General features: G+C 71.7%; 17 protein-coding genes and 2 pseudogenes. 11 read left to right on the top strand and 8 right to left on the bottom strand.

The genetic code is table 11. From position 1 onward, the window contains the following. The first annotated feature begins 1 nt into the window (after position 1). Genes BT364_RS09770 through BT364_RS09750 form a run of 5 tightly spaced genes read left to right on the top strand, consistent with a single transcriptional unit; the run spans position 2 to position 6,247 of the window. The gene (locus BT364_RS09770; protein WP_072484735.1) at positions 2-604 is read left to right on the top strand and encodes a YesL family protein; all 603 of its coding nucleotides are present in this window, start codon (positions 2-4) and stop codon (positions 602-604) included. After that, positions 601-1,680 carry a DUF1565 domain-containing protein gene (locus BT364_RS09765; RefSeq protein WP_072484734.1) on the top strand — a complete coding sequence of 360 codons (1,080 nt, stop codon included), beginning with the start codon at positions 601-603 and terminating at the stop codon, positions 1,678-1,680. Before BT364_RS09770 ends, BT364_RS09765 begins: the two co-directional genes overlap by 4 nt. Then, positions 1,677-2,828 (top strand): SGNH/GDSL hydrolase family protein, encoded by a 1,152-nt coding sequence (locus BT364_RS09760; protein WP_072484733.1) that lies wholly within the window; start codon positions 1,677-1,679, stop codon positions 2,826-2,828. The genes BT364_RS09765 and BT364_RS09760 overlap by 4 nt, the downstream gene beginning before the upstream one ends. A gap of 7 nt (positions 2,829-2,835) precedes the next feature. Continuing rightward, a complete protein-coding gene (locus BT364_RS09755; protein ID WP_072484915.1) occupies positions 2,836-5,268 on the top strand; it encodes a polysaccharide lyase 8 family protein in 2,433 nt (810 codons plus the stop codon). Between the two features lie 4 nt (positions 5,269-5,272). Continuing rightward, positions 5,273-6,247 carry an acetylxylan esterase gene (locus BT364_RS09750; RefSeq protein WP_079179373.1) on the top strand — a complete coding sequence of 325 codons (975 nt, stop codon included), beginning with the start codon at positions 5,273-5,275 and terminating at the stop codon, positions 6,245-6,247. A gap of 10 nt (positions 6,248-6,257) precedes the next feature. Here BT364_RS09750 and BT364_RS09745 read toward each other — a convergent pair whose 3' ends face one another. From BT364_RS09745 to BT364_RS09735, 3 genes are read right to left on the bottom strand one after another with little or no spacing between them, the layout of a single operon-like run. Then, positions 6,258-7,802 carry a phytoene desaturase family protein gene (locus tag BT364_RS09745; RefSeq protein ID WP_072484732.1) on the bottom strand — a complete coding sequence of 515 codons (1,545 nt, stop codon included), beginning with the start codon at positions 7,800-7,802 and terminating at the stop codon, positions 6,258-6,260. Between the two features lie 52 nt (positions 7,803-7,854). After that, the gene (locus BT364_RS09740) at positions 7,855-10,101 is read right to left on the bottom strand and encodes a serine/threonine-protein kinase (protein ID WP_072484731.1); all 2,247 of its coding nucleotides are present in this window, start codon (positions 10,099-10,101) and stop codon (positions 7,855-7,857) included. A gap of 21 nt (positions 10,102-10,122) precedes the next feature. Beyond that, positions 10,123-11,016, bottom strand: a complete 894-nt coding sequence (locus BT364_RS09735; protein WP_072484730.1) for an oxygenase MpaB family protein — start codon at positions 11,014-11,016, stop codon at positions 10,123-10,125. Positions 11,017-11,082: 66 nt separating this feature from the next. Between BT364_RS09735 and BT364_RS41400 the strand changes: the two are divergent. Next, positions 11,083-11,421: pseudogene (locus BT364_RS41400) on the top strand (carboxylate-amine ligase); the annotation flags it as partial. Between the two features lie 262 nt (positions 11,422-11,683). Here BT364_RS41400 and BT364_RS09725 read toward each other — a convergent pair. Next, positions 11,684-12,559 (bottom strand): universal stress protein, encoded by an 876-nt coding sequence (locus BT364_RS09725; protein WP_072484729.1) that lies wholly within the window; start codon positions 12,557-12,559, stop codon positions 11,684-11,686. 203 nt (positions 12,560-12,762) lie between these two features. Here BT364_RS09725 and ppk2 point away from each other — a divergent pair, with 203 nt between their 5' ends. Together ppk2 and BT364_RS09715 are read left to right on the top strand one after the other, a co-directional pair. Then, positions 12,763-13,584 (top strand): polyphosphate kinase 2, encoded by an 822-nt coding sequence (gene ppk2, locus BT364_RS09720; protein ID WP_072484728.1) that lies wholly within the window; start codon positions 12,763-12,765, stop codon positions 13,582-13,584. Between the two features lie 145 nt (positions 13,585-13,729). After that, positions 13,730-14,191, top strand: a complete 462-nt coding sequence (locus BT364_RS09715; RefSeq protein WP_072484727.1) for a cyclic nucleotide-binding domain-containing protein — start codon at positions 13,730-13,732, stop codon at positions 14,189-14,191. A gap of 277 nt (positions 14,192-14,468) precedes the next feature. On the opposite strand, the pseudogene BT364_RS09710 reads toward BT364_RS09715, so the two are convergent. Next, positions 14,469-14,609 (bottom strand): annotated as a pseudogene (locus BT364_RS09710) (universal stress protein); the annotation flags it as partial. A gap of 249 nt (positions 14,610-14,858) precedes the next feature. Here BT364_RS09710 and BT364_RS09705 point away from each other — a divergent pair. Further along, the gene (locus tag BT364_RS09705) at positions 14,859-15,320 is read left to right on the top strand and encodes a Crp/Fnr family transcriptional regulator (protein WP_072484726.1); all 462 of its coding nucleotides are present in this window, start codon (positions 14,859-14,861) and stop codon (positions 15,318-15,320) included. 55 nt (positions 15,321-15,375) lie between these two features. Further along, positions 15,376-16,089 carry a response regulator gene (locus BT364_RS09700; RefSeq protein WP_072484725.1) on the top strand — a complete coding sequence of 238 codons (714 nt, stop codon included), beginning with the start codon at positions 15,376-15,378 and terminating at the stop codon, positions 16,087-16,089. Positions 16,090-16,133: 44 nt separating this feature from the next. Here the strand turns inward: BT364_RS09700 and BT364_RS09695 are convergent, their stop codons facing one another. The 3 genes from BT364_RS09695 to BT364_RS09685 all read right to left on the bottom strand — a co-directional run bounded on the left by BT364_RS09695 (position 16,134) and on the right by BT364_RS09685 (position 18,884). Beyond that, entirely contained in the window at positions 16,134-17,324 is a 1,191-nt protein-coding gene (locus tag BT364_RS09695) for an acyl-CoA dehydrogenase family protein (protein ID WP_072484724.1), read from the bottom strand. A 123-nt stretch (positions 17,325-17,447) separates the two neighbouring features. After that, positions 17,448-18,605 (bottom strand): methyltransferase, encoded by a 1,158-nt coding sequence (locus tag BT364_RS09690; RefSeq protein ID WP_072484723.1) that lies wholly within the window; start codon positions 18,603-18,605, stop codon positions 17,448-17,450. Positions 18,606-18,683: 78 nt separating this feature from the next. Beyond that, positions 18,684-18,884 carry a hypothetical protein gene (locus BT364_RS09685; protein WP_072484722.1) on the bottom strand — a complete coding sequence of 67 codons (201 nt, stop codon included), beginning with the start codon at positions 18,882-18,884 and terminating at the stop codon, positions 18,684-18,686. 250 nt (positions 18,885-19,134) lie between these two features. On the opposite strand from BT364_RS09685, the gene BT364_RS09680 reads away from it, so the two are divergent. Continuing rightward, the gene (locus BT364_RS09680) at positions 19,135-19,959 is read left to right on the top strand and encodes an endonuclease I family protein (protein WP_072484721.1); all 825 of its coding nucleotides are present in this window, start codon (positions 19,135-19,137) and stop codon (positions 19,957-19,959) included. The last annotated feature ends 56 nt before the right edge of the window (positions 19,960-20,015 follow it).

Raw genomic sequence — 20,015 nt, 5'->3', positions numbered from 1 at the left:
CATGCAGGCAACCCTCTCGTCCGGCTGGCCGACGCTGCTGCGGCGGCTGGAGTTCGTGGCCTACCCGGCGGCCGCCGGGGCCGCCTTCACCGTGCTGTCGCTCGGTGTCGTGACCTGGCTTCCCGCGCTCGCCGCGATGGGGCATGCCCTGCAGCGGTGGCGGGTGGAGGGTGACAGCCGCTGCTTCACCAACACCTTCGCCGCCTTCCCGCGGTACTGGCGGTCCCTGTGGCGCCACTCCCTGGCGTCCACCGCGGCGGGGATCGTCCTGGCCGCCAACATCGTCCATCTGCTGGGCCGTCCGGAGCCGTGGACGTTCGTGCTGCTCGCCGCGCAGGTGGGCATCGCGGCCGCGCTCGCCATCCACCATGTGGCGCTCGCGGCCGAGGCGGGCCGGTCCTCGCACGGAACGGTCCGCACCTGGTCGCGCGGTGCGCTGGCCCTCGGCTTCGGGTCGGCGGCCCGTGGCACCGCTCTGCTCGGCGCGGTGATCTCCGCCGCGCTGCTCTCCCTCGTCGTACCGCTGGGTCCCCTGCTCCTCGGCCCCAGCATCCCCGTACTGCTCGCACTGTCCTTCGCAGACCCCAGGAGGCACACCTCATGAGCCGTGTACTACGCACCACACTCGTCGCGGCGCTCGCCGCGGGCGCCCCGCTGGCCTTCCCCCCGACTTCGGTGGCCGCCGAGGCTGCCACCGCGTACTACGTGTCGCCGTCCGGCAGCGACTCCAACGCCGGTACATCGGCCGGCGCCCCGCTCGCCACGATCCAGAAGGCGGTCGACCTGGCGCCGGCGGGTGCGGTCGTGAACCTCGCCGCCGGTACGTACAAGCAGGACGTCGTGACCAAGCGCGCCGGAGTCACCATCGCCGGCCCGTCGAACGCCGTGGTGAAGGGGGCCGGCGACGCCCGGATCATCCAGGTGCAGCACGACTCGACGACGCTCAGCGGATTCACCGTGGACGGTCTGCACGGGTCGTCCACCGATGTGTCGGGGTACCGCCTCAAGCTCATCTATGTCATGAGCACGACTCCCGGCAACGGTGTGGGCGGGCTGCGGATCACCGGGATGACGCTGAAGAACGCCGCCGACGAATGCCTGCGGGTGCGCTATCTGGTGACCGGAGCCGACATCTCCGAGAACACGATCACCAACTGCGGGGTCGCCGACTTCAAGTTCGGCGGCGGCGGCAAGAACGGCGAGGGCATCTACCTCGGCACCGCCCCCGAGCAGCAGGGGGCGAACGGCGCCCCGGACGCGGCGCCCGACATCAGCAAGAACAACCGCATCCACCACAACACCATCGCCACGCAGGGCAACGAGTGCGTCGATGTGAAGGAGAACTCGACCAACAACTACGTCGAGTACAACGACTGCAGCGGCCAGAAGGACTCCAGCTCCGGCGGCCTGGACGCACGCGGCAGCGGCAACATCTTCCGCTACAACACCATTCACGACAACGTCGGCGCGGGCATCCGGCTCGGCGGTGACACCGCGACCGACGGCATCAACACCAGTATTTACGGCAACACCATCACCGGTAACGCGGGCGGCGGCATCAAGTTCATGCGCACCCCGCAAGGTCCGGTGTGCACCAACACGATGAGCAACAACACCGGCGGCGACGCGGTCGGCACGTACGGCAGCGAGTACGACCCGACGGGTGCGTGCCCCCAGTGACCGGGCGGGGACCCGCGAGACGCGGGGTACTGACGGCGGCAGCCGGTCTGGCGGCGGTCGCGGCCACGGCGCCGGGGGCGCAGGCGGCCGAATCGTCGAGCGGCGGAGCGGGCCGGTCGCGTTGGACGACATCCTGGTCCACCGCGCAGACAGCGCCCACCGCCACGGACACGGTGGCGAGCGCCGGCCTGACCGACGGCACGTTCACCGCGAACGTGCGGCTGTCCGCGGGCGGAGCCGTCCGGCTGCGCTACGGACACGCCCTCGGCACCGTCCCGGTCCTCATCGGCCCGGTGACGGCAGGCGGCCTGCCGGTGACGTTCGGCGGGCAGCGGCAGGCGTGGATCGCCGCGGGTGCCTCGCTGACCAGCGACCCGGTCGCCGGACTGCGTGCCGCCGAGAGGGCGCGGCTGACGGTGGAGACCCGGCTGCCCGGCCCCACCGGGCCGCTGTCCTTCCACCGCAACACCCATGCCTCGCACTCCGTCGACGGCGAGCGCACCACCTCGGTGTTCCTGCTGACCGGCGTCGAGGTGACGGGCGCGCACGGGCCGGTGGTCGCGGTGCTGGGCGACTCCATCACGGAGGGCGTCGGCACCCCCGACGACGCCGATCTGCGCTGGCCCGACCAGCTGGCCCGACGGCTGCCCGGCTCGGCCGTCGCCAACCTCGGCATCAGCGGCAACCGGCTGCTGCTCGACGACGCCCGGTTCGGGCCGGGCGGACAGGCGCGCTTCGACCGCGATGTGCTGTCGCTGCCCGGACTGCGCACCGTACTCGTCCATCTCGGCGTCAACGACCTCCAGCAGCCGCCGAGCCAGACCGATCCGGCACGCGTGCTGGCCGGGTACCGGCAGCTGGTGCTGCGCGCCCGCAACGCCGGGCTGCGGACGGTCGGCGCGACCATCGCCCCGTTCGGCGGCTGGACCCGCTGGACGCCCGAGCTCGAAGCGGTACGGCAGCGGATCAACGCGGCGGTGCGCACCGGCCGGGTCTTCGACGCCGTCGCCGACTTCGACGCGGCCCTGCGCGACCCGGACCGCCCGTCGCTGCTGCTGCCCTCGTACGACAGCGGCGACGGACTCCACCCCAACCCTTCCGGTCATGCCGCTCTGGCAGCGGCCGTCGACCGCCGACACCTCCTGTGAGGGCCGCATGACGAACCCAGGTACCACCTCGGGCACCACCCGGCGCACCGTTCTCGCCGGGGCTGCGGCCCTCGGCGCGGCGGCCGCGCTGCCGCTCACGCTCACCGCCACCGCGGGCACCGCGCACGCGGCGGACGGACCCGCCGTCATCGACGACGCCACCGCCCTGCGCACCCGCTGGTACACCCTGCTCACCGGTGGCCCCGGCCTCGACCTGACGGACCCGCAGATCGCCGCGGCCGTGGCCAGGATCGGCAAGGCCGCGACCACCTCGGTCAAGGGCCTCGACCCGGCCCGGACCGACGGGCTGTTCCCCGATCTGACCAGCACCACGCTCTCCAACCACGTGACGACGTCGTTCAAGCGGCTCGCCACGGTCGCGACCGCGTGGGCCGTCCCCGGCACCCCGCAGTACGGCGACACCGCGCTGCGCGATCTGCTGCTGGCAGGCCTCGACTGGATGCTGACCAACCGTTACGGCCCCGGCCACACCCGGTTCGACAACGACTGGGATTGGGAGATCGGCTCCGCGCTCGCCCTCAACGACACGGCCGTGCTGCTGTACGACGCGCTCGGGACGGAGCGGCTGGGCCGGATCACCGGGGCCGTGCGGCACTACACGCCCGACCCGAACCTCTGGCGGGCCGACCGGCAGATCGCGACCGGCGCCAACCGGGTGTGGATCTCCACCGTGGTCGCCGTCAACGCGGTGCTCAGCGGCACGGGCGACGATCTCGCCCGGGTCCGTGACGCTCTTTCGGACGTCGAGGGTTCGGGCGCCAACAGTGTCCTCGCCTTCAACGACGCGAGCGCCGCGGCGGAGGGCACCGGCGAGGGCTTCTACTCCGACGGTTCGTTCCTCCAGCACTACAAGCACCCGTACAACGGCGGGTACGGCAAGGAGCTGCTGAACAACCTCTCCCGGCTGCTGAACCTCCTCGCCGGCACCGCGTGGACGGTCACCGACCCCGACCTCGACAACATCCGCGGCTGGGTCGACGACGGCTTCGACCCGCTGCTGGTGCGCGGCGACGTGATGGCATCGGTGTGCGGGCGCGAGATCGCCCGCCCCAGCAAGCAGGGTCATGTGTCGGCGCAGACGGTCATCGAGGCGGTGGTGCGCCTGATCCCGAGCTTCCCGGGCGAGACCGCCGACCGGTTCACAGCGCTCGTCAAGCAGTGGATCGCCGAGGACACCTACCGGGACTTCCTGGCCGTCACCGACCTGGCCTCGCTGGTCGCCGCCCGGCAGGTCATCGCCTCCCCGGTGCCGGCCCGGGGGCCGCTGGTCGCGCACAAGCAGCACCCGCGGATGGACAAGGCGGCCCACCGCCGGCCGTCCTTCTCGCTCGGCATCTCCGCGTACTCCTCCCGGATCTACAACTACGAGTCGATCCAGAACGAGAACCTGCACGCCTGGCACCTCTCCGACGGCATGGTCCTGCTCTACACCGACGACCTCGGGCACTACAGCGAGGACTACTGGCCGACCGTCGACCCGGCCCGGCTGCCCGGCACCACCGTCATCGCCGGGCGCCCGGCGGACGCGGCGGGCCAGCGCACCACCAGCACGTCCGACTGGGCGGGCGGCACCGCGCTGCCGGGCACCACGCTCGGCGCGTACGGCATGGAGCTGCGCGCGTACGGCAGTTCGCTGCACGGGCTGAAGAGCTGGTTCTGCCTGGACGACGTGATCGCCTGCGTCGGCTCGGGCATCGGCGCGGACGCGGGCACGGCCGAGACGGTGGTGGAGAACCGGAAGCTGCGCGACCCCGGGGCCGCGCTGCTCGTCAACGGCACGGCGGCGCCGACGGACGCCGGCTGGTCGGCACGGCTCGACCAGGTCCGGTGGCTGCATGTGGCCGGAACCGGCGGCTACATCTTCCCCGAGCCCGTCACGCTGAACGGTCTGCGTGAGGAGCGCACCGCGACCTGGCGCGAGATCAACCTCAAGTACGGCACGGACACCTCGGTCACCCGCCCGTATCTGACGCTCTGGCAGGACCACGGCGCCGCGCCGAGCGGGGCGGGCTACTACTGGCTCCAGGCCCCGGCGGCCTCGGCCGAGCGGACGAAGCAGTGGTCGTCCGCGCCGCCGGTGAAACCGATCGCCCGCTCCACCGCCGTGCACGCGGTACGCCGCTGCGCGGACGGACTGGTCGCCGCGAACTTCTGGACCGCCGGCACCGCGCAGGACCTGACCTCGGACGGCCCGGCCTCGGTGCTGGTCCGGCCGGACGGGAAGACGGTCAAGGTGTCGCTGTCCGACCCGACACAGCTGCGGTCCTCGGTGGTCCTGGACCTGGCGCAGCGCGGTCTGACCGTCGTCTCCGCCGATCCGGGCGTCAGCGCCGCACCCGTCGGCAACGGCATCCGGATCACCGCCGACACCGCAGGCCGCCACGGCGCGACCCTCAACCTCACCCTGAAGAGGAGCTAGACCCTTGCTGTTCGACATGCCCCTGGACCGGCTGCGCGACTACCGGCCGGAGCCCGAGGAGCCGGCCGACTTCGACGCCTTCTGGGAGAAGACGCTCACCGAGACGGCCCGCCACGATCTGGACGCCGCGTTCGTCCCGTACGACGCCGGATTCGCGACCGTCGACGTGTTCGACGTGACGTTCCGGGGCTGGGGCGGGCAGCCGGTGAAGGCCTGGCTGCTGCTGCCGAAGACGCGTTCGGGCCCGCTGCCCGCCGTGGTGCAGTACATCGGCTACAACGGCGGCCGGGGCATTCCGTACTCCTGGCTGACCTGGAGCGCGCTCGGGTACGCGCATCTGGTGATGGACAACCGGGGCCAGGGCGGTGGCGGCAAGAACACCGCGGACACCCCGGACATCGGCCCGGACGGGCACGGCTCCTCCTCCCCCGGTTTCCTGACCCGGGGCATCGAGGACCCGTACCGCCACTACTACCGGCGGCTCATCACGGACGCGGTGCGGGCGGTGGACGCGGCGAAGGCCCATGAGGCGGTGGACGCCTCGCGGGTGGCGGTGCTCGGCGGCAGCCAGGGCGGCGGGCTCGCGCTGGCCGTCGCCGGGCTGCGGGACGACATCGTGGCGGCCGTCGCCGATGTGCCGTTCCTCTGCCACTACCGGCGTGCCTCGCAGATCACGGACGCCGGACCGTACGCGGAGATCGCCCGCTGGCTGTCCGGGCACCGCTTCCGGATCGACGAGGCGATGGAGACCCTGTCCTACTTCAACGGGGTCAACTTCGCGGCACGGGCGACCGCCCCGGCGTGGTTCTCGGTCGGCCTGATGGACAAGATCTGCCCCTCGTCCACGGTGTTCGCCGCGTACCACCGCTATGCGGGTCCGGCGCAGATCGAGGTGTTCACGTACAACGGGCACGAGGGCGGCGCCGAGTACGACCTGCCGCGCAAGCTCGGCGCGCTGCGGGGCGTGTTCGGCCAGTAGCGGACCCCGGTCACCGGCCCAGCGCCGCCATCGCGGCGTTGTGGCCGGGGACCCCGCTGACCCCGCCGCCGCGCACCGCGCCGGCCCCGCAGAGCAGCACATTGGCGTGTGCCGTCTCCACCCCCCACCGGCCGGTGGACTCCGTGGCGTAGGGGAAGGCGAGGTCCCGGTGGAAGATGTGGCCGCCGGGCAGCCGCAGATCCCGCTCCAGGTCGAGCGGGGTCTTCGCCTCGATGCACGGCTCGCCGTTCTCGTCGCGTGCCAGGCAGTCGGTGACCGGCTCGTCCAGGTGCGCGTCGAGTTCGGCGAGGGTCGCCGCCAGCAACTCGGCCCGTGTCGCTGCGTTGTCGGCGGCGAAGAGCCGGGCGGGGGTGTGCAGGCCGAAGAGGGTGAGGGTCTGATACCCGCGGGTGGCGAGGTCCGGGCCGAGGATCGACGGGTCGGTCAGCGAGTGGCAGTAGATCTCGGACGGCGGGGCGGCGGGCAGCCGCCCCGCCGCGGCGTCCCGGTAGGCCTCGGCGAGCTGTCCGTACCCCTCGGCGATGTGGAACGTCCCGGCGAAGGCCGCGCGCGGATCGACGGAGCGGTCGCGCAGCCGGGGCAGCCGGGTGAGCAGCATGTTCACCTTCAGCTGCGCGCCCTCGGCCGGGGCGGGCGGTTCGTCCCCGAGGAGGGCGGCGAGCGCCTGCGGAGAGGCGTTGACGAGGACCTTGCGGGCCGCGACGACATGTTCCGAATCGGGTGAGCGGACGGTGACCTCGGCCCGTGTTCCGTCGGTCTCGATCCGGATCGCCTCGTGCCGGACACGGATCTGTGCCCCGGCCGCGCGGGCGGACCGGGCGAGAGCGTCGGTGAGCGCGCCCATGCCGCCGACGGGGACGTCCCAGTCGCCGGTGGAGCCGCCGATGACGTGGTACAGGAAGCAACGGTTCTGGAGCAGCGTCGGATCGTGCGCGTCGGCAAAGGTGCCGATCAGCGCGTCGGTGAGGACGACTCCGCGTACCAGGTCGTCGGTGAAGTTCTTCTCGACGGCGACGCCGATGGGCTCCTCGAAGAGCGTCCGCCAGGCCCCCGGGTCGCCGATCCGCTCGCGCAGGGCTTCGCGGCCGGGCAACGGCTCGGTGAGGGTCGGGAAGACCCGCTCGGCGACGTGCCGCGTCATGCCGTAGAACCGCTGCCACGCCTCGTACTCCCGGTCGGAGCCGGTGAGCGCGGCGAAGGAGTCCCGGGTGCGCTCGCCGCCGACGAGCAGCCCGGTGGCACGGCCGCCGCGCACGGTCGGGGTGTACGAGGAGACGGTCCGTTTCCGTACCGCGAAGTCCAGTCCGAGATCGCTGACGATCCTGTGCGGGAGCAGGGAAACCAGGTACGAGTAGCGCGACAGGCGGGCGTCGACCCCGTCGAAGGGGCGGGTCGAGACCGCCGCTCCCCCGGTGGTGGCCAGGCGCTCCAGGACCAGTACGGACTGTCCGGCGCGGGCGAGGTAGGCGGCGGCGACCAGGCCGTTGTGGCCGCCGCCCACGATCACTGCGTCATAGCTGTCGGGTGCGGGCATGACTCTTCGTAGCACGGCGCGATCGCCCCTGACCAGAGGCCGTGGCTGCCGCTCAGTGCGGCGGCGCCTGCTGCCCGCTGCGCAGCGCAGCGACCTGCCGGTACAGCTCGGCGGCCTCCGTCCCGCGGCCGAGCTGCTCCAGGCAGTGCGCCTCGTCGTTGCGGGCGGCGAGGGCGTCGGGGTGGCCGGGGCCCAGGAGCCGTTCGCGGGCCGCGGCGACCGTGCGGTAGACGGTGAGGGCGTCGGCCCAGCGGCCGAGCCAGCCGAGGCCGACGGCGACCTCGCGGCGGCTGACGAGGGTGTCGGGGTGGTCGGGGCCCAGGACCCGTTCGCGGATCGCGCACACGTCGCGGGCCTCGGTGAGTGCCTCCTCCCAGCGGGCGAGGCGCCCCAGGTTGACGCCGAGGCCGTGGCGGGCGCGGAGCGTCTCGGGGTCGGCGGGGCCGCCCACCCTGGTCCGGTCCTCCACCAGGGCGCGGTAGAGCTCCAGGGCCTCCGTGCTGCGGCCCAGGCGGCCGAGGCTGATGCCGACCTCGTAGCGGGCGGAGAGCGTGTCGGAGTGGTCGGCGCCGAGCGACCCCGACCGGGCCTTGGCGACTTCCTGGTAGGCCTGCAGGGCCTCCGTCCAGCGCCCAAGCCTGCCCAGTGTGTACGCCACCTCGTAGAGCGTGACCAGGGTGTCGGGGTGGTCGGCGCCGAGCAGCCGGCTGCGGGCCGACGCCACGTCCCGGGCCATCCGGTACGAGTCCTCCAGGCGGCCGAGCCTGCTGAGGTTGAAGGCGAGGTTGTGGCGGCAGCGCAGGGTGTCGGGGTGGTCGGGGCCCATCGAGCGCTCCCGGGAGGCGAGCACCTCCGCGTACACCTGGTGGGCCTCGAAGTGCCGGCCCAGCCGGCCCAGCACGTACGCCGCCTCCTGGCGGGCGGCCAGGGTGTCCGGGTGGTCGGGGCCCAGGCTGCGCTCGCGGCCCCGGGCGACCCGGTCGAACTCCCGCAGGGCGTCCGAGGCGCGTCCGGTGCGGCTGAGGGTGAAGCCGATCTCGTACCGGCTGGCGAGGGTGTCGGGGTGGTCGGGGCCGAGGGCGTGCTCGCGTTCGGCGGCGACCGCGCGGTGCACCTCGCCGGCTTCCTCCCAGTGGCCGAGCCGGCCCAGGTTGAGGCCCGCGCTGTGCCGGTCGGCGAGGACGGACAGCCGTTCCGGCGACGGGGTCGGGCGCTCGGCCGCGACCGGTGGCGGTTCGCCGGTGAGGCCGCGCCTGTCGGTGCCGGTGGTCCACTCGCCGGTGAGGCCGGCGGAGTAGTCGGGTGGGGCGAGCCCGGGGCGGGTGCCGGTCGCCTTGTGCCCGGTGGTCATGGAGCGGGTCCAGGCCGGCAGCTGCTGCCCGGGGAGCACGACGGGAACGGGCGGGGCGAGCCGTACCTGCCCGGTGGGCGGCAGATGCGGCTGCTCGCCGGTGCGGCCGACGATGATCCGCCGACGCAGGTCGCCCGCGTCGACGGGCCGCTCCTCGGGGGTCTTGGCCAGCAGTTCCAGGACGACGCGGTCGAAGAAGCCCGGGAGTTCGGCCCGGTGGGTGCGCAGCGGCCGGGGCTGGGTGTCGCGGTGTCCGACGAGGACGGCCCAGGCGTCGTCGAGGTCGAACGGCGGTGCTCCGGTGGCGATCTCGTACAGCACACAGCCCAGGGAGTAGAGGTCACTGCGGTGGTCGACCTGGCCGCCACTGATCTGCTCGGGCGACATGTAGTGCGGGGTGCCCATGGCAATGCCGGTACCGGTGAGGCGGGAGGTGAAGCCGATGTCGTGGCCGAGCCGGGCGATGCCGAAGTCGCAGATCTTCACCGTGCCGTCGGCCAGCCGCATGATGTTGGCGGGCTTGAGGTCGCGGTGCACGATGCCCTGCTGGTGGGTGTAGCCGAGGGCGTCGGCGACCTGTTCGGCGATGTCGACGACATCGGGCACCGGCAGCGGATGCTGTTTGTTGTCCTCCAGGAGCTGGCTCAGGTTGCGGCCGTCGAGGAGCTCCATGACCAGGTAGAGGACGCCTTCGTGCTCGCCGAAGTCATGGACGACGGTGACACCGCGATGCTGGAGCGCGGCGGCGACCCTGGCCTCGCGGCGGAAGCGTTCGCGCAGGACGCGGGTGAAGGACTGGTCCTGCTGGGGCCCCATCGGCTTGAGGCATTTGACGGCGACATGGCGGCCGAGCGACTCGTCACGGGCGCGCCACACCTCGCCCATGCCTCCGCGCCCGATCAGATCGAGCAGCCGGTACCGGCTCTGGATCAGCCTGGTGTCCGCCATCGCCTGCTGTCGCCCCCGTCGTTACGCCTGTTTCCGCGCCCTCCCCGGCCCGTCCAGTATGGCGGCCCGGCTGCGCAGTTTGTACGGGGTGGGGCGGCTGCCGGGGCCGAGCCGGGCCATCGCGTTCAGAATGTGACCGGGCGGGAGCTGCCAGCGGAGCCGGGCGGGGATGCAGCGCAGTACGGTCCCCGCGGTGCGCAGGCGGCGGTCGACGGTGGGGGCCGGGTCGGCGGGTCTGCCGTAGAGCTCATGGGCGTACGGGGGCAGTGACTGGTAGGCGAGTGCCGCGACGCGCCGCCACAGCAGTGCCCGCGCCGGTACGAGCAGCGGGTGGACGGGGGGCCGGCGCAGGAATTCGTCGACGTCCGCCGCCTCCGGGGACGCGGCGAGCCGGGGCCGCACCCGCTCGAAGTAGGCGGCGAGCTGTGCGGTGGTGGCCGGTACGCCGACGGGGTCGAGGCCGACGAGGCGGGCGCTGTGGCGGTGCTCGTCGATGTAGCGGTCGGCCTGGGCGTCGGTGAGCGGGAAGCCGGAGCGGCGTTCGACCTGGAGGTAGGAGTCGACCTCCGCGCAGTGCACCCACAGCAGCAGTTCCGGCTCGTCGATGCCGTAGGTCTCCCCGGTCTCCGGCTCGGTGGCCTTGATGAGCCGGTGGATCCTGCGGACCCGGGCACCGGCCTTCTCGGCGGCCTCGGTGGTGCCGTAGGTGATCGTGCCGACGAAGCCGGCCGTACGCATCAACCGCCCCCAGGCGTCCTTGCGGAAGTCGGAGTTCTGCATGACGCCCCGCACGGCCCGCGGGTGCAGCGCCTGGAGGTAGAGCGCCCGCACTCCCGCGACCCACATCATCGGGTCGCCGTGCATCTGCCAGGTGACGGATTCGGGCCCGAAGAGCCCGGGGTCGGCGTCCACCATGCTGTTCGTACCTCCCGCTCGGCGGCGTACGTACGCGAAGGATACGCGCGGGTGCCGACACCTCCCATGGTTCGTGCGGGGGCTGTGGGTGCCCGTACGGCCGCGGTCGGCGCGGTCCCGTTCGGCGCCCCGATCCCGATGCCGGTCAGCGACGAGCCCCGCTGCGCGGAGCAGCTGCGGGACTACCGGGGCCCGGTCGCCGAGCACGTCATCTGCGCGACCCAGGTGCACGTGGGCGTCCCGGACCGGGAGCGCGCCGTGTTCGTGAGCAATCATCTGCGTCCCTGGCTCCCGCGTCTGATCGCACTGTCGGCGAACTCGCCGTTCTTCTGCGGGCGTGACACGGGGTACGCCAGCCGGCGCCGCATGATGTGGCAGCGGTGGCCGGTCTCCGGGCCGCCGCCGTACTTTTGGACCCGCGCACCGGGCGGCTGTCACCGGCCCACGGCCTGGTCCCGTCGCTGCTGCGCCGCATCGGCCCGCTCTGGAGGAGACCGGCGACCGGGAGACCGTCGTCGCGCTGCTCCGGCGGCCGGCGGCCACCGGCACGGGCGCCGACCGGCAGCGCGCCGTCCATGCGCGCCGCGGTTCGCTCCTCGACGTCGTGGACGCCCTGGTGACGCAGACCCCGGCCGTCCGGCTGCGCTGACCCCGTGCCGTCACCCGGTCAGGTGTGGGGGACGACGGCGACGGGGCAGCGGGCGTGATGAATGGCGGCCTGGACGACGGAACCCAGGTGCGGAGCCGGGACGGGACGGTGCTTGCGCCGGCCGACGACCAGCAGCCCGGCGCCGTGGGCGGCGCTCACGACGGCCTTGGCGGGGCTTTCGAGGACGATACCGTCGTCCACCTCCACGTGCGGGAACTTGTCCCGCCAGGGGCGGAGGATCTGATCGAGCTTCTTCCGCGCGTCCTGAGCGATCTCATCCGTCACGTCGTGATCCACCCCCCAGGGTGTGTAGGCGGCCACCGGCAGGCTCTGGCCGTGGACGACCCGAAGGGGCACGCCTCGCGCCGCGGCACTGGTGAAGGCGAAGGCGAGGAGGTGGTCGCCGGGTCCGTGCAGTTTCAGTGCCACCACGACGGCGCCCTCCGCGGCCGGTGCGGGCTGTGGTCCCGGTTCGCCGGCCCCGGCGCGTACCAGCACCACCGGCCCGTCGGCCCGCGCCACGACGGGCATGCTGATGTCTCCGAGGAAGTAGCTCTCGACGGGCACGAGTCCGCGCGAACCGAGCACGGTCATCTCGGACTCCGCCGCCGCTTGCAGCAGCGCGTGTTCGGCGTCGTCGGCGATCAGGCTGCCGACGACGGTAAGACCCGGGTGGCGCTTCTGGAGCTCCGCCCGCGCCTTGTGCACGATCCGCCGCGCCCAGTAGTTCTGGTCCATCTCCGCCGGGGCATGGGGCGGCTCCGGCACCAGCAGCGGCCACGCGTGCAGCAGACGCAGCGTGAGCCTGCGCCGCTCGGCTTCGTCGGCGGCCCAACGGGCGGCGGCAAGGCTCTCGGGTGAGCCGTCGAGGCCCACGGTGACAACTGGCTCCATGACGACTGTCTCCGTCTCGTGAGTCTCCAACAGCCTCGTGAAGGCCGGAACGAAGGTGAGCGGGTCCGCCTGCCCGGCTTCTCCTCATTCGAGGAGTACCGCAATTCTCCTGGTGCCGCATGCCGGCCCCGGCGTACCTGACGCGAAACCCGTTCGGTGCTGACGCTTGACTTCGGGCATGGTCTCCTCCGTAACGTCGTCCCATGTCGGACGAGAAAAGCCCGGGCACGCCCGGAAAGCTGCCGCGCTCGCGGTACGAACGTGAGCTGTACCGGCTCCAGACCGAGCTGGTGAAGCTCCAGGAGTGGGTACGCACCGAAGGCGCACGGCTCGTCGTGGTGTTCGAGGGACGTGACGCGGCGGGCAAGGGCAGCACGATCAAGCGCGTCACCGAGCATCTCAACCCCCGGGTGGCACGTATCGTCGCGCTGCCGCGGCCCACCGAGCGCGAGCGTGGCCAGTGGTACTTCCAGCGCTACGTCGAGCACCTGCCGGCCGCGGGGGAAATGGTCCTGCTCGACCGGAGCTGGTACAACCGCGCCGGCGTCGAGCGCGTCATGGGTTTCTGCACCATGGAGGAACACCAGCGGTTCCTGCGCCAGTGCCCGATCTTCGAGCGGATGCTGGTGGAGGACGGCATCCTGTTGCGCAAGTACTGGTTCTCGGTCAGCGACGCGGTGCAGGAGGAGCGGTTCCGGCGCAGGCTGCAGGATCCCACCCGCCGGTGGAAACTCTCGCCGATGGACCTGGAGTCGATCACCCGCTGGGAGGCCTATTCGCGGGCGAAGGACGAAATGTTCGTCCACACCGACATCTCGGAGGCTCCGTGGTACGTCGTCGAGAGCGACGACAAGCGCCGAGCCCGGCTGAACATGATCGCCCACCTCCTGTCGACCGTGCCGTACGAGACGGTCGACCCGCCGGTGATCGAACTGCCCCCGCGGCCTCCGGCCACCGGGTACCAGCGACCGCCGAGAGACCTGCAGACCTACGTCCCCGACCACGCGTCGCGGCTCGGGAAGTGACGGGAGCGGATCTGCCCGCCGCCGCCCCGGCGTCCGTTTGGCCCAGGAGGCGCGGGAGACGATAGTGGAGGGGCCGGACGCCCCATATGTCCCTGAACCGGCTGCCCGGCGACGCTGACACCGGGGACTACTGAGGAGGCCACCGATGATCGGTTCTCCGACTCGCATCACGTCAGCCCTGCCCGCCGAGTACCGTGCCCGTCTGATGGGGACCGGACAGGAGGTCAATTTCGCCCAGGGGGTCCGTCTCTTCCAGGAGGGGGACCACGCGGACCGCTTCTGGATCCTGCGCTCGGGCACCGTCACCCTGGACATCCGTGTGCCGGGCAGCCCCCCGGTTGCGATCGAGAGCCTCGGTTCCGGTGAACTGGTCGGCTGGGCCTGGCTGTTCAAGCCCTACATCTGGCACCTCGGGGCGGAGGCGATGACACCTGTCCGTACTCATGAGTTCGACGCGGAGACCGTACGCATGATGATGGACGCGGAGCCCGCCTTCGGTTCGGCCATCGGCCATTGGGTCGGGGAGGTCCTCGCCCACCGGTTGCAGGCCACCCGGATCCGCCTCCTCGATCTCTACGCCCCTCACGGCAGCGGCGGGTTCGTCTGAGTACGCCCTCGCAGTGGGTCATCCGGGCAGGCAGGTCATCCGGGTACAGGACGGCGGCGCCGCTGACGCGGACACCATGGTCCGCACCTCGGTCCGGTGGACCACTCGGTGTTGCACTGCCCCGTCGCCGTCGTCCCGGACACCCGCTGACCGCGGCCGCGGTGATCAGGTGTGGGGTACGAGGACGACCGGGCATCGCGCGTGGTGCGGGACGGCGTGCGTCGATCTGCCGACTGTCCTCCCGGGAGAGGTACAGACCGCCGCGGCGCGTCCCGGTCGCGTACACGATCCGCAGCGACCGACCGCGAGCACCCGCCTCGCCCACGGCCCACCGCACGGCCCGCGTCGCGTGGTCGCAACCGTCGGTGCCGACCACGACCGTTCCTGTCACGGTCACGCTCGGTCGAGTGCTGCCCATGGCCTCTCCTCGAAGCGAGGCGCTTCCTCCGTCATGATCCGGCCTCGTCGCCCCACTGCGCAGCGCGAAGCCCGCGGGCAAGGGCCGAGCGGGTCACGGAGCCGGGCCGGTCGGCCCAAGCGCCATGCGTCCCGTGCGGCACACGATGGAGTGGACGGGAGCACGCAGCACGGCCGAGCGACCCGCCGGGAACACGCATATCGTTCAGAACGGGCGTGCGGGTACACGCCTGCCAGGAACGGAGGTTCCATGTCAACGGCCAGAAGCCTGCTCGACGTGATCCCGCCCGAGAGCCGGGCCCGTCTGCTCGACAAGGCGTCCTGCGAAGTGCCACTGGTTCTCGGCGCACGGCTCTTCGAGGAAGGCAGAAGGGCCGACCGCTTCTGGGTCATCCGCTCGGGGCAGGTCGAGGTCGACCTCCATGTGCCCGGCCGCCGTGCGGCGGTCGTCGAGACGCTGGGACGCGACGAGATGCTGGGCTGGTCCTGGCTCTTCCCCCCGCATGTGTGGCACCTGGGTGCGCGGGTGATCCAGGCGGGGCAGGCCGTGGAGTTCGATGCCGCCGCCGTCCGTTCGCTGTGCGAGGCCGATGCGGCGCTGGGCCGGTCGGTGTACAGGTTCGTCGCCGAGACGGTCGCGGAGCGCCTGTACGGAACACGGACACGGCTGCTGCAGCTGTACGGTCCCCGCGCCGACGCGCCCGAGACCTGAGCGGACCGGAGAACGGGGGCGGACTGCGCAACCCTTGAAGGCGAGGAGGGCCACGATGAGCGACGACACGGGGTTCTCGGCGCAGAAACCGATCCGCGTCTTCCTGGTGGACGACCACGAGGTCGTCAGGCGCGGCGTGCAGGATCTGCTGGACGCGGAACCCGACATCGAAGTCGTCGGCGACGCCGGCACGGCCGACCACGCGCTGGCCCGCGGTCCGGCGCTCCGTCCCGACGTCGCGATCCTCGATGTGCGGCTGCCGGACGGCGACGGGATCACGGTCTGCCGTGAGCTGCGCTCGCGGATGCCGGAACTGGCCTGCCTGATGCTGACCTCGTTCGACGACGACGAAGCACTGCTCGACGCCATCATGGCCGGGGCCTCTGGCTACGTACTGAAGGAGATCAAGGGCTCGGACCTCGTCACCGCCGTCCGCACCCTGGCCTCCGGGCGCTCGACCCTCGACCCGTCGACGACGGCACGGCTGATGAACAGCCTGCGCGAGGAGGAATCCGGTACCGGCTCCGAGGAGGACGACGACGCGCTGGCGGGGCTGTCCCCGAGGGAGAAGGACGTCCTCGCACTGATCGGTGAAGGGCTGACCAACAGCCAGATCGGCAAGCGCCTCTATCTGTCGGAGAAGACGGTCAAGAACCACATCTCCCGTCTGCTGGCCAAGCTCGGTGTCGAGCGCCGCATCCAGGCGGCCGTGATCGCCGCGCACGCCACGGATACCTCCGCGCCCGGCGCCGGGCGCCACCGGATCTGAGCGTCCCGGTACGGCTGTCAGCCGCCGGAACAGACCGCGCGCCTTCACCGTCGTACGCGCGGCATCCCCAGGCCGATCCAGGAGATGATCTCCCGCTGGATCTCGTTGTTGCCGCCGCCGAAGGTGAAGATGACGGCGGAGCGGTAGCCGCGTTCGAGTTCGCCGTGCAGCACCGCGCCGGCCGAGCCCTCCTTGAGCGGGCCCGCCGAGCCGACGACCTCCATCAGCCAGGCGTAGGCGTCGCGGCGCGCCTCGGAGCCGTAGACCTTGACGGCGGAGGCGTCCTGCGGGGTGAGGGTCGCGTTCTGCACCGCGGACACCATCTGCCAGTTGAGGAGCTTCATGGCGTCGAGCCTGGTGTGGGTGCGGGCCAGCAGGGCGCGGACCCAGCCGAGGTCGATCACGCGACGGCCGTCGGCGAGCCGGGTGTCCGCGGCCCAGCGCTGTACGTTGTGGAGGGCGCGGATGGCCATGGTGCCGTGGGCGGCGAGGGTGACGCGTTCGTGGTTGAGCTGGTTGGTGATGAGCCGCCAGCCCTTGTTCTCCTCGCCGACGCGGCGGGAGACGGGGACGCGGATGTTCTCGTAGTAGCTGGCGGTGGTGTCGTGCGAGGCGAGGGTGTTGATCAGGGTGCAGGAGTAGCCGGGGTCCGTGGTCGGGACGAGCAGCATCGTGATGCCCTTGTGCGGTGCCGCGTCCGGGTCGGTGCGGACGGCGAGCCAGACCCAGTCGGCGGTGTCGCCGTTGGTCGTCCAGATCTTCTGCCCGTCGACCGTGTAGTGGCCGGTGGCCTCGTCGCCCTCGCGCACGGCCCGGGTCTTGAGGGCGGCGAGGTCGGTGCCCGCGTCGGGTTCGCTGTAACCGATCGCGAAGTCGATCTCGCCGGAGAGGATCTTGGGCAGGAAGTACGCCTTCTGCTCGTCGGTGCCGTACCGCATGATCGTCGGGCCGACGGTGTTGAGGGCCATCAGCGGCAGCGGGACGCCCGCCTGCGCGGCCTCGTCGAAGAAGATGAACTGCTCCATCGGGGAGAGTCCGCGCCCGCCGTACTCGGTGGGCCAGCCGACGCCGAGCCAGCCGTCGGTGCCGAGGCGGCGGATCGTCTCCCGGTAGAAGCTCTTCTGGGCCGCGGGGGCGGCGTAGCGTGCGTATGCGTCGTCGGGGACCAGTGCGGCGAAGTAGCTGCGCAGCTCGGCGCGCAACTGCTGCTGTTCAGGTGTGTATTCGAGGTGCACGGCCCCTCCGGGAGTCTCGCGGTCGCGTCGTCCGTGTGCGGCGGCGCACACAGTAGAACGTGTTGCAAGAATCTGGAAGGGCCGGGACACGGTTCCGGCTGGGCGGGCTCCTGACGGCGTGGGTCAGCGCTTGACGGCGCGGAGCACGACGAACTTCGGGTCGCCGGCGACCGTGACGCAGTTGCCGAAGATACGGCGGAGCCGGGTGTGGTAGCCGAGATGCCGGTTGCCGACCACCCACAGCTCTCCGCCGGGCCGCAGCGCGGCGCGGGCCCCGTGGAACATGGCGCGGGCCGTCGCGTCGGTGGTGGCCTGGTGGGAGTGGAACGGCGGGTTGTTGAGCACCAGGTCCACGCTGGCGGGCGGCAGTTCCGCCGGCCCGTCGCCGACCAGGAACTCGGCCTCTGCGTCGGGGCCGGTGTTGGCCCGGAAGGTCTCCTCGGCGGAGGCGACCGCCTGGTACGACTCGTCGATGAAGGTGACCGTCGCCTCGGGGTTGGCGAGCGCCGCGGACAGCCCGACGACGCCGTTCCCGCACCCGAGGTCGACGACCCGGTCGGGGCCGCTGCGCTCGGGGAGGTGGCCGAGGAAGAACCGGGTGCCGATGTCGAGGCGCTCGGCACAGAAGATCCCGGCATGGTTGGTGACGGTGCGGCCGGAGACCGGGCCGAGCCCCTCGGGCAGCTCGTAGCGGTACGGCCAGGGGCTGGGCGCACGGTCCGTCGCCGGGCCCGGGGCGGAAAAGATGAGCCGGGCCTTCTTGACGGCCAGGGAGGTGCGGGTCGGACCGATGATCCGCTCGAAGAGCTTGAGGGTGGAGGTGTGGATCTCCTTGACCATCCCGGTGCCGATCACGACGGTGTCCGGGTGGACGGCCGGCGCGAGCCGGTGCAACTGGTCCTCCAGGAGCGCGAGGCTCTTCGGGACACGTACCAGCAGGACGTCGATACGGTCCGGCGGTGTGTCCCTGGTGGACAGCAGACGTACCGCGTCCGGGTCCACTCCGTTGCGGTCGAGATTCGCCAGGGTCGCGCGCTGCGCCAGGCAGGAGTCGGTGATCTGTACGAGGCGGTGCCCGGCGAGCACCGTGCTCAGCGCGCCCCAGCGGTCGCCCACCACGACCACGGCGCCGGACAGATCGACCGGATCCGTGCCGTCGGCCCCTTCCAGCCGGCGCAGCAGGTACTCGTCGGCAGCGTCCCAGGCGCGGAACGGGTCGCGCGGGTCCTCGGGGTAGCGGGCGAGGTCGAACCCGGCCCCTGACGTCGTCAAACGGTTCATTGTGCACCCAGGCTAGCCGAGCCGCGGGGAGCGCCCACACACTCCCCGCGGCTCGGGCCGCCGGGCCGCTGCGTCCCGCTAGGGCAGCGTCTTGTCGATCGCCGACCGGCCCTCCCGGGCGAGCCTGCGCTCCGCCCACTGGAGATTCTTCGGAGTCAGGTCCCGCCCTGAGGCGAGCACCAGGTCCTCTGCCGACGGATTGTCGCTACCGCCGGTGTGCAAGAGGCTGTCGGGAGTCACTCCCCGAGATGCGGATACGGATTCGGGCTCGTCGCTCATGCCGCCTCCTCGTCCTTTCGGTCATTCTCGCCCCCTGCCCGGCGCGGCGCATCCGAGGCCCCGCGATCCGCTCCAAGGGTCACGATCAAGCCATCACTTGACCTGCACATGATAGGTACACGCTGTTCACACCATGGTCACGGTGCGTGTGGAAGGCTCCCGGCTACCACGTACCACACGACCGCCGCGGCGCCGCTCCCCACCTTGTGACGGTGTCGTGGCGCACGCATTTCCGGAGAGGACACCCCACATGTCCCGTCGTCACCTTCGTTACCGGCGCCCGCTGCTGGCGACCCTTGCCGCCTTCGCGGTGCTCGGCGGCACGGCCGCCGCCGCACCGGCCGCCACACCCGAGGCCACGCCCACCACCGCTACATCGCTGCGGGTACTCGACGACACGTACTACCAGGACGCGCTCGGCAAGACCGGCACCCAGCTGAAGAGCTCCCTGCACGACATCATCAGCGTCCAGACCAAGCTCTCGTACAGCCAGGTCTGGACCGCCCTCAAGGACACCGACGAGGACCCCGCCAACAGCTCGAACGTGATCCTCCTCTACACCGGCCGTTCCCAGTCCAAGAACTCCAACGGCGGCTCGGTCGGGGACTGGAACCGCGAGCACGTCTGGGCCAAGTCCCACGGCGACTTCGGTACCGCGACCGGCCCCGGTACCGACATCCACCACCTGCGCCCGGAGGATGTCACCGTCAACTCGATCCGCGGCAACAAGGACTTCGACAACGGCGGCAGCGCGGTCAGCGGCGCACCGGGCAACTACACCGACGGCGACTCCTTCGAGCCGCGCGACGCGGTCAAGGGCGATGTCGCTCGCATGCTCCTCTATATGGCGGTGCGTTACGAGGGCGACGGCTCCTTTCCCGACCTGGAGCCCAACGACAAGGTCAACAACGGCTCCGCCCCGTACATCGGCCGCCTGTCGGTCCTGAAGGCGTGGAGCCAGGAGGACCCGCCGGACGCCTTCGAGAAGCGGCGCAACGACGTCATATTCGACCAGTACCAGCACAACCGGAACCCGTTCATCGATCACCCCGAGTGGGTCGAGTCCATCTGGTAGGCCCGGCCCGGAAGTGACGGCGCGGGCCCCGGCACTCAGCCGGGCCCGCCGCCCGT

It is taken from the genome of Streptomyces atratus, from assembly GCF_900119365.1.
Lineage (GTDB): Bacteria > Actinomycetota > Actinomycetes > Streptomycetales > Streptomycetaceae > Streptomyces > Streptomyces atratus_B.
The sequence above is the reverse complement of the archived record's forward strand: the minus strand, read 5'-3'. Positions and strand labels throughout refer to the sequence as shown.

Excerpts from the sequence above, each read along its gene's own strand:
- BT364_RS09770 (WP_072484735.1), top strand. The coding sequence starts at position 2 with ATGCAGGCAACCCTCTCGTCCGGCTGGCCGACGCTGCTGCGGCGGCTG.
- BT364_RS09765 (WP_072484734.1), top strand. The coding sequence starts at position 601 with ATGAGCCGTGTACTACGCACCACACTCGTCGCGGCGCTCGCCGCGGGC.
- BT364_RS09755 (WP_072484915.1), top strand. The coding sequence starts at position 2,836 with ATGACGAACCCAGGTACCACCTCGGGCACCACCCGGCGCACCGTTCTC.
- BT364_RS09745 (WP_072484732.1), bottom strand. The coding sequence starts at position 7,802 with ATGCCCGCACCCGACAGCTATGACGCAGTGATCGTGGGCGGCGGCCAC.
- BT364_RS09740 (WP_072484731.1), bottom strand. The coding sequence starts at position 10,101 with ATGGCGGACACCAGGCTGATCCAGAGCCGGTACCGGCTGCTCGATCTG.
- BT364_RS09735 (WP_072484730.1), bottom strand. The coding sequence starts at position 11,016 with ATGGTGGACGCCGACCCCGGGCTCTTCGGGCCCGAATCCGTCACCTGG.
- BT364_RS09725 (WP_072484729.1), bottom strand. The coding sequence starts at position 12,559 with ATGGAGCCAGTTGTCACCGTGGGCCTCGACGGCTCACCCGAGAGCCTT.
- ppk2 (WP_072484728.1), top strand. The coding sequence starts at position 12,763 with ATGTCGGACGAGAAAAGCCCGGGCACGCCCGGAAAGCTGCCGCGCTCG.
- BT364_RS09715 (WP_072484727.1), top strand. The coding sequence starts at position 13,730 with ATGATCGGTTCTCCGACTCGCATCACGTCAGCCCTGCCCGCCGAGTAC.
- BT364_RS09705 (WP_072484726.1), top strand. The coding sequence starts at position 14,859 with ATGTCAACGGCCAGAAGCCTGCTCGACGTGATCCCGCCCGAGAGCCGG.
- BT364_RS09700 (WP_072484725.1), top strand. The coding sequence starts at position 15,376 with ATGAGCGACGACACGGGGTTCTCGGCGCAGAAACCGATCCGCGTCTTC.
- BT364_RS09690 (WP_072484723.1), bottom strand. The coding sequence starts at position 18,605 with ATGAACCGTTTGACGACGTCAGGGGCCGGGTTCGACCTCGCCCGCTAC.
- BT364_RS09685 (WP_072484722.1), bottom strand. The coding sequence starts at position 18,884 with ATGAGCGACGAGCCCGAATCCGTATCCGCATCTCGGGGAGTGACTCCC.
- BT364_RS09680 (WP_072484721.1), top strand. The coding sequence starts at position 19,135 with ATGTCCCGTCGTCACCTTCGTTACCGGCGCCCGCTGCTGGCGACCCTT.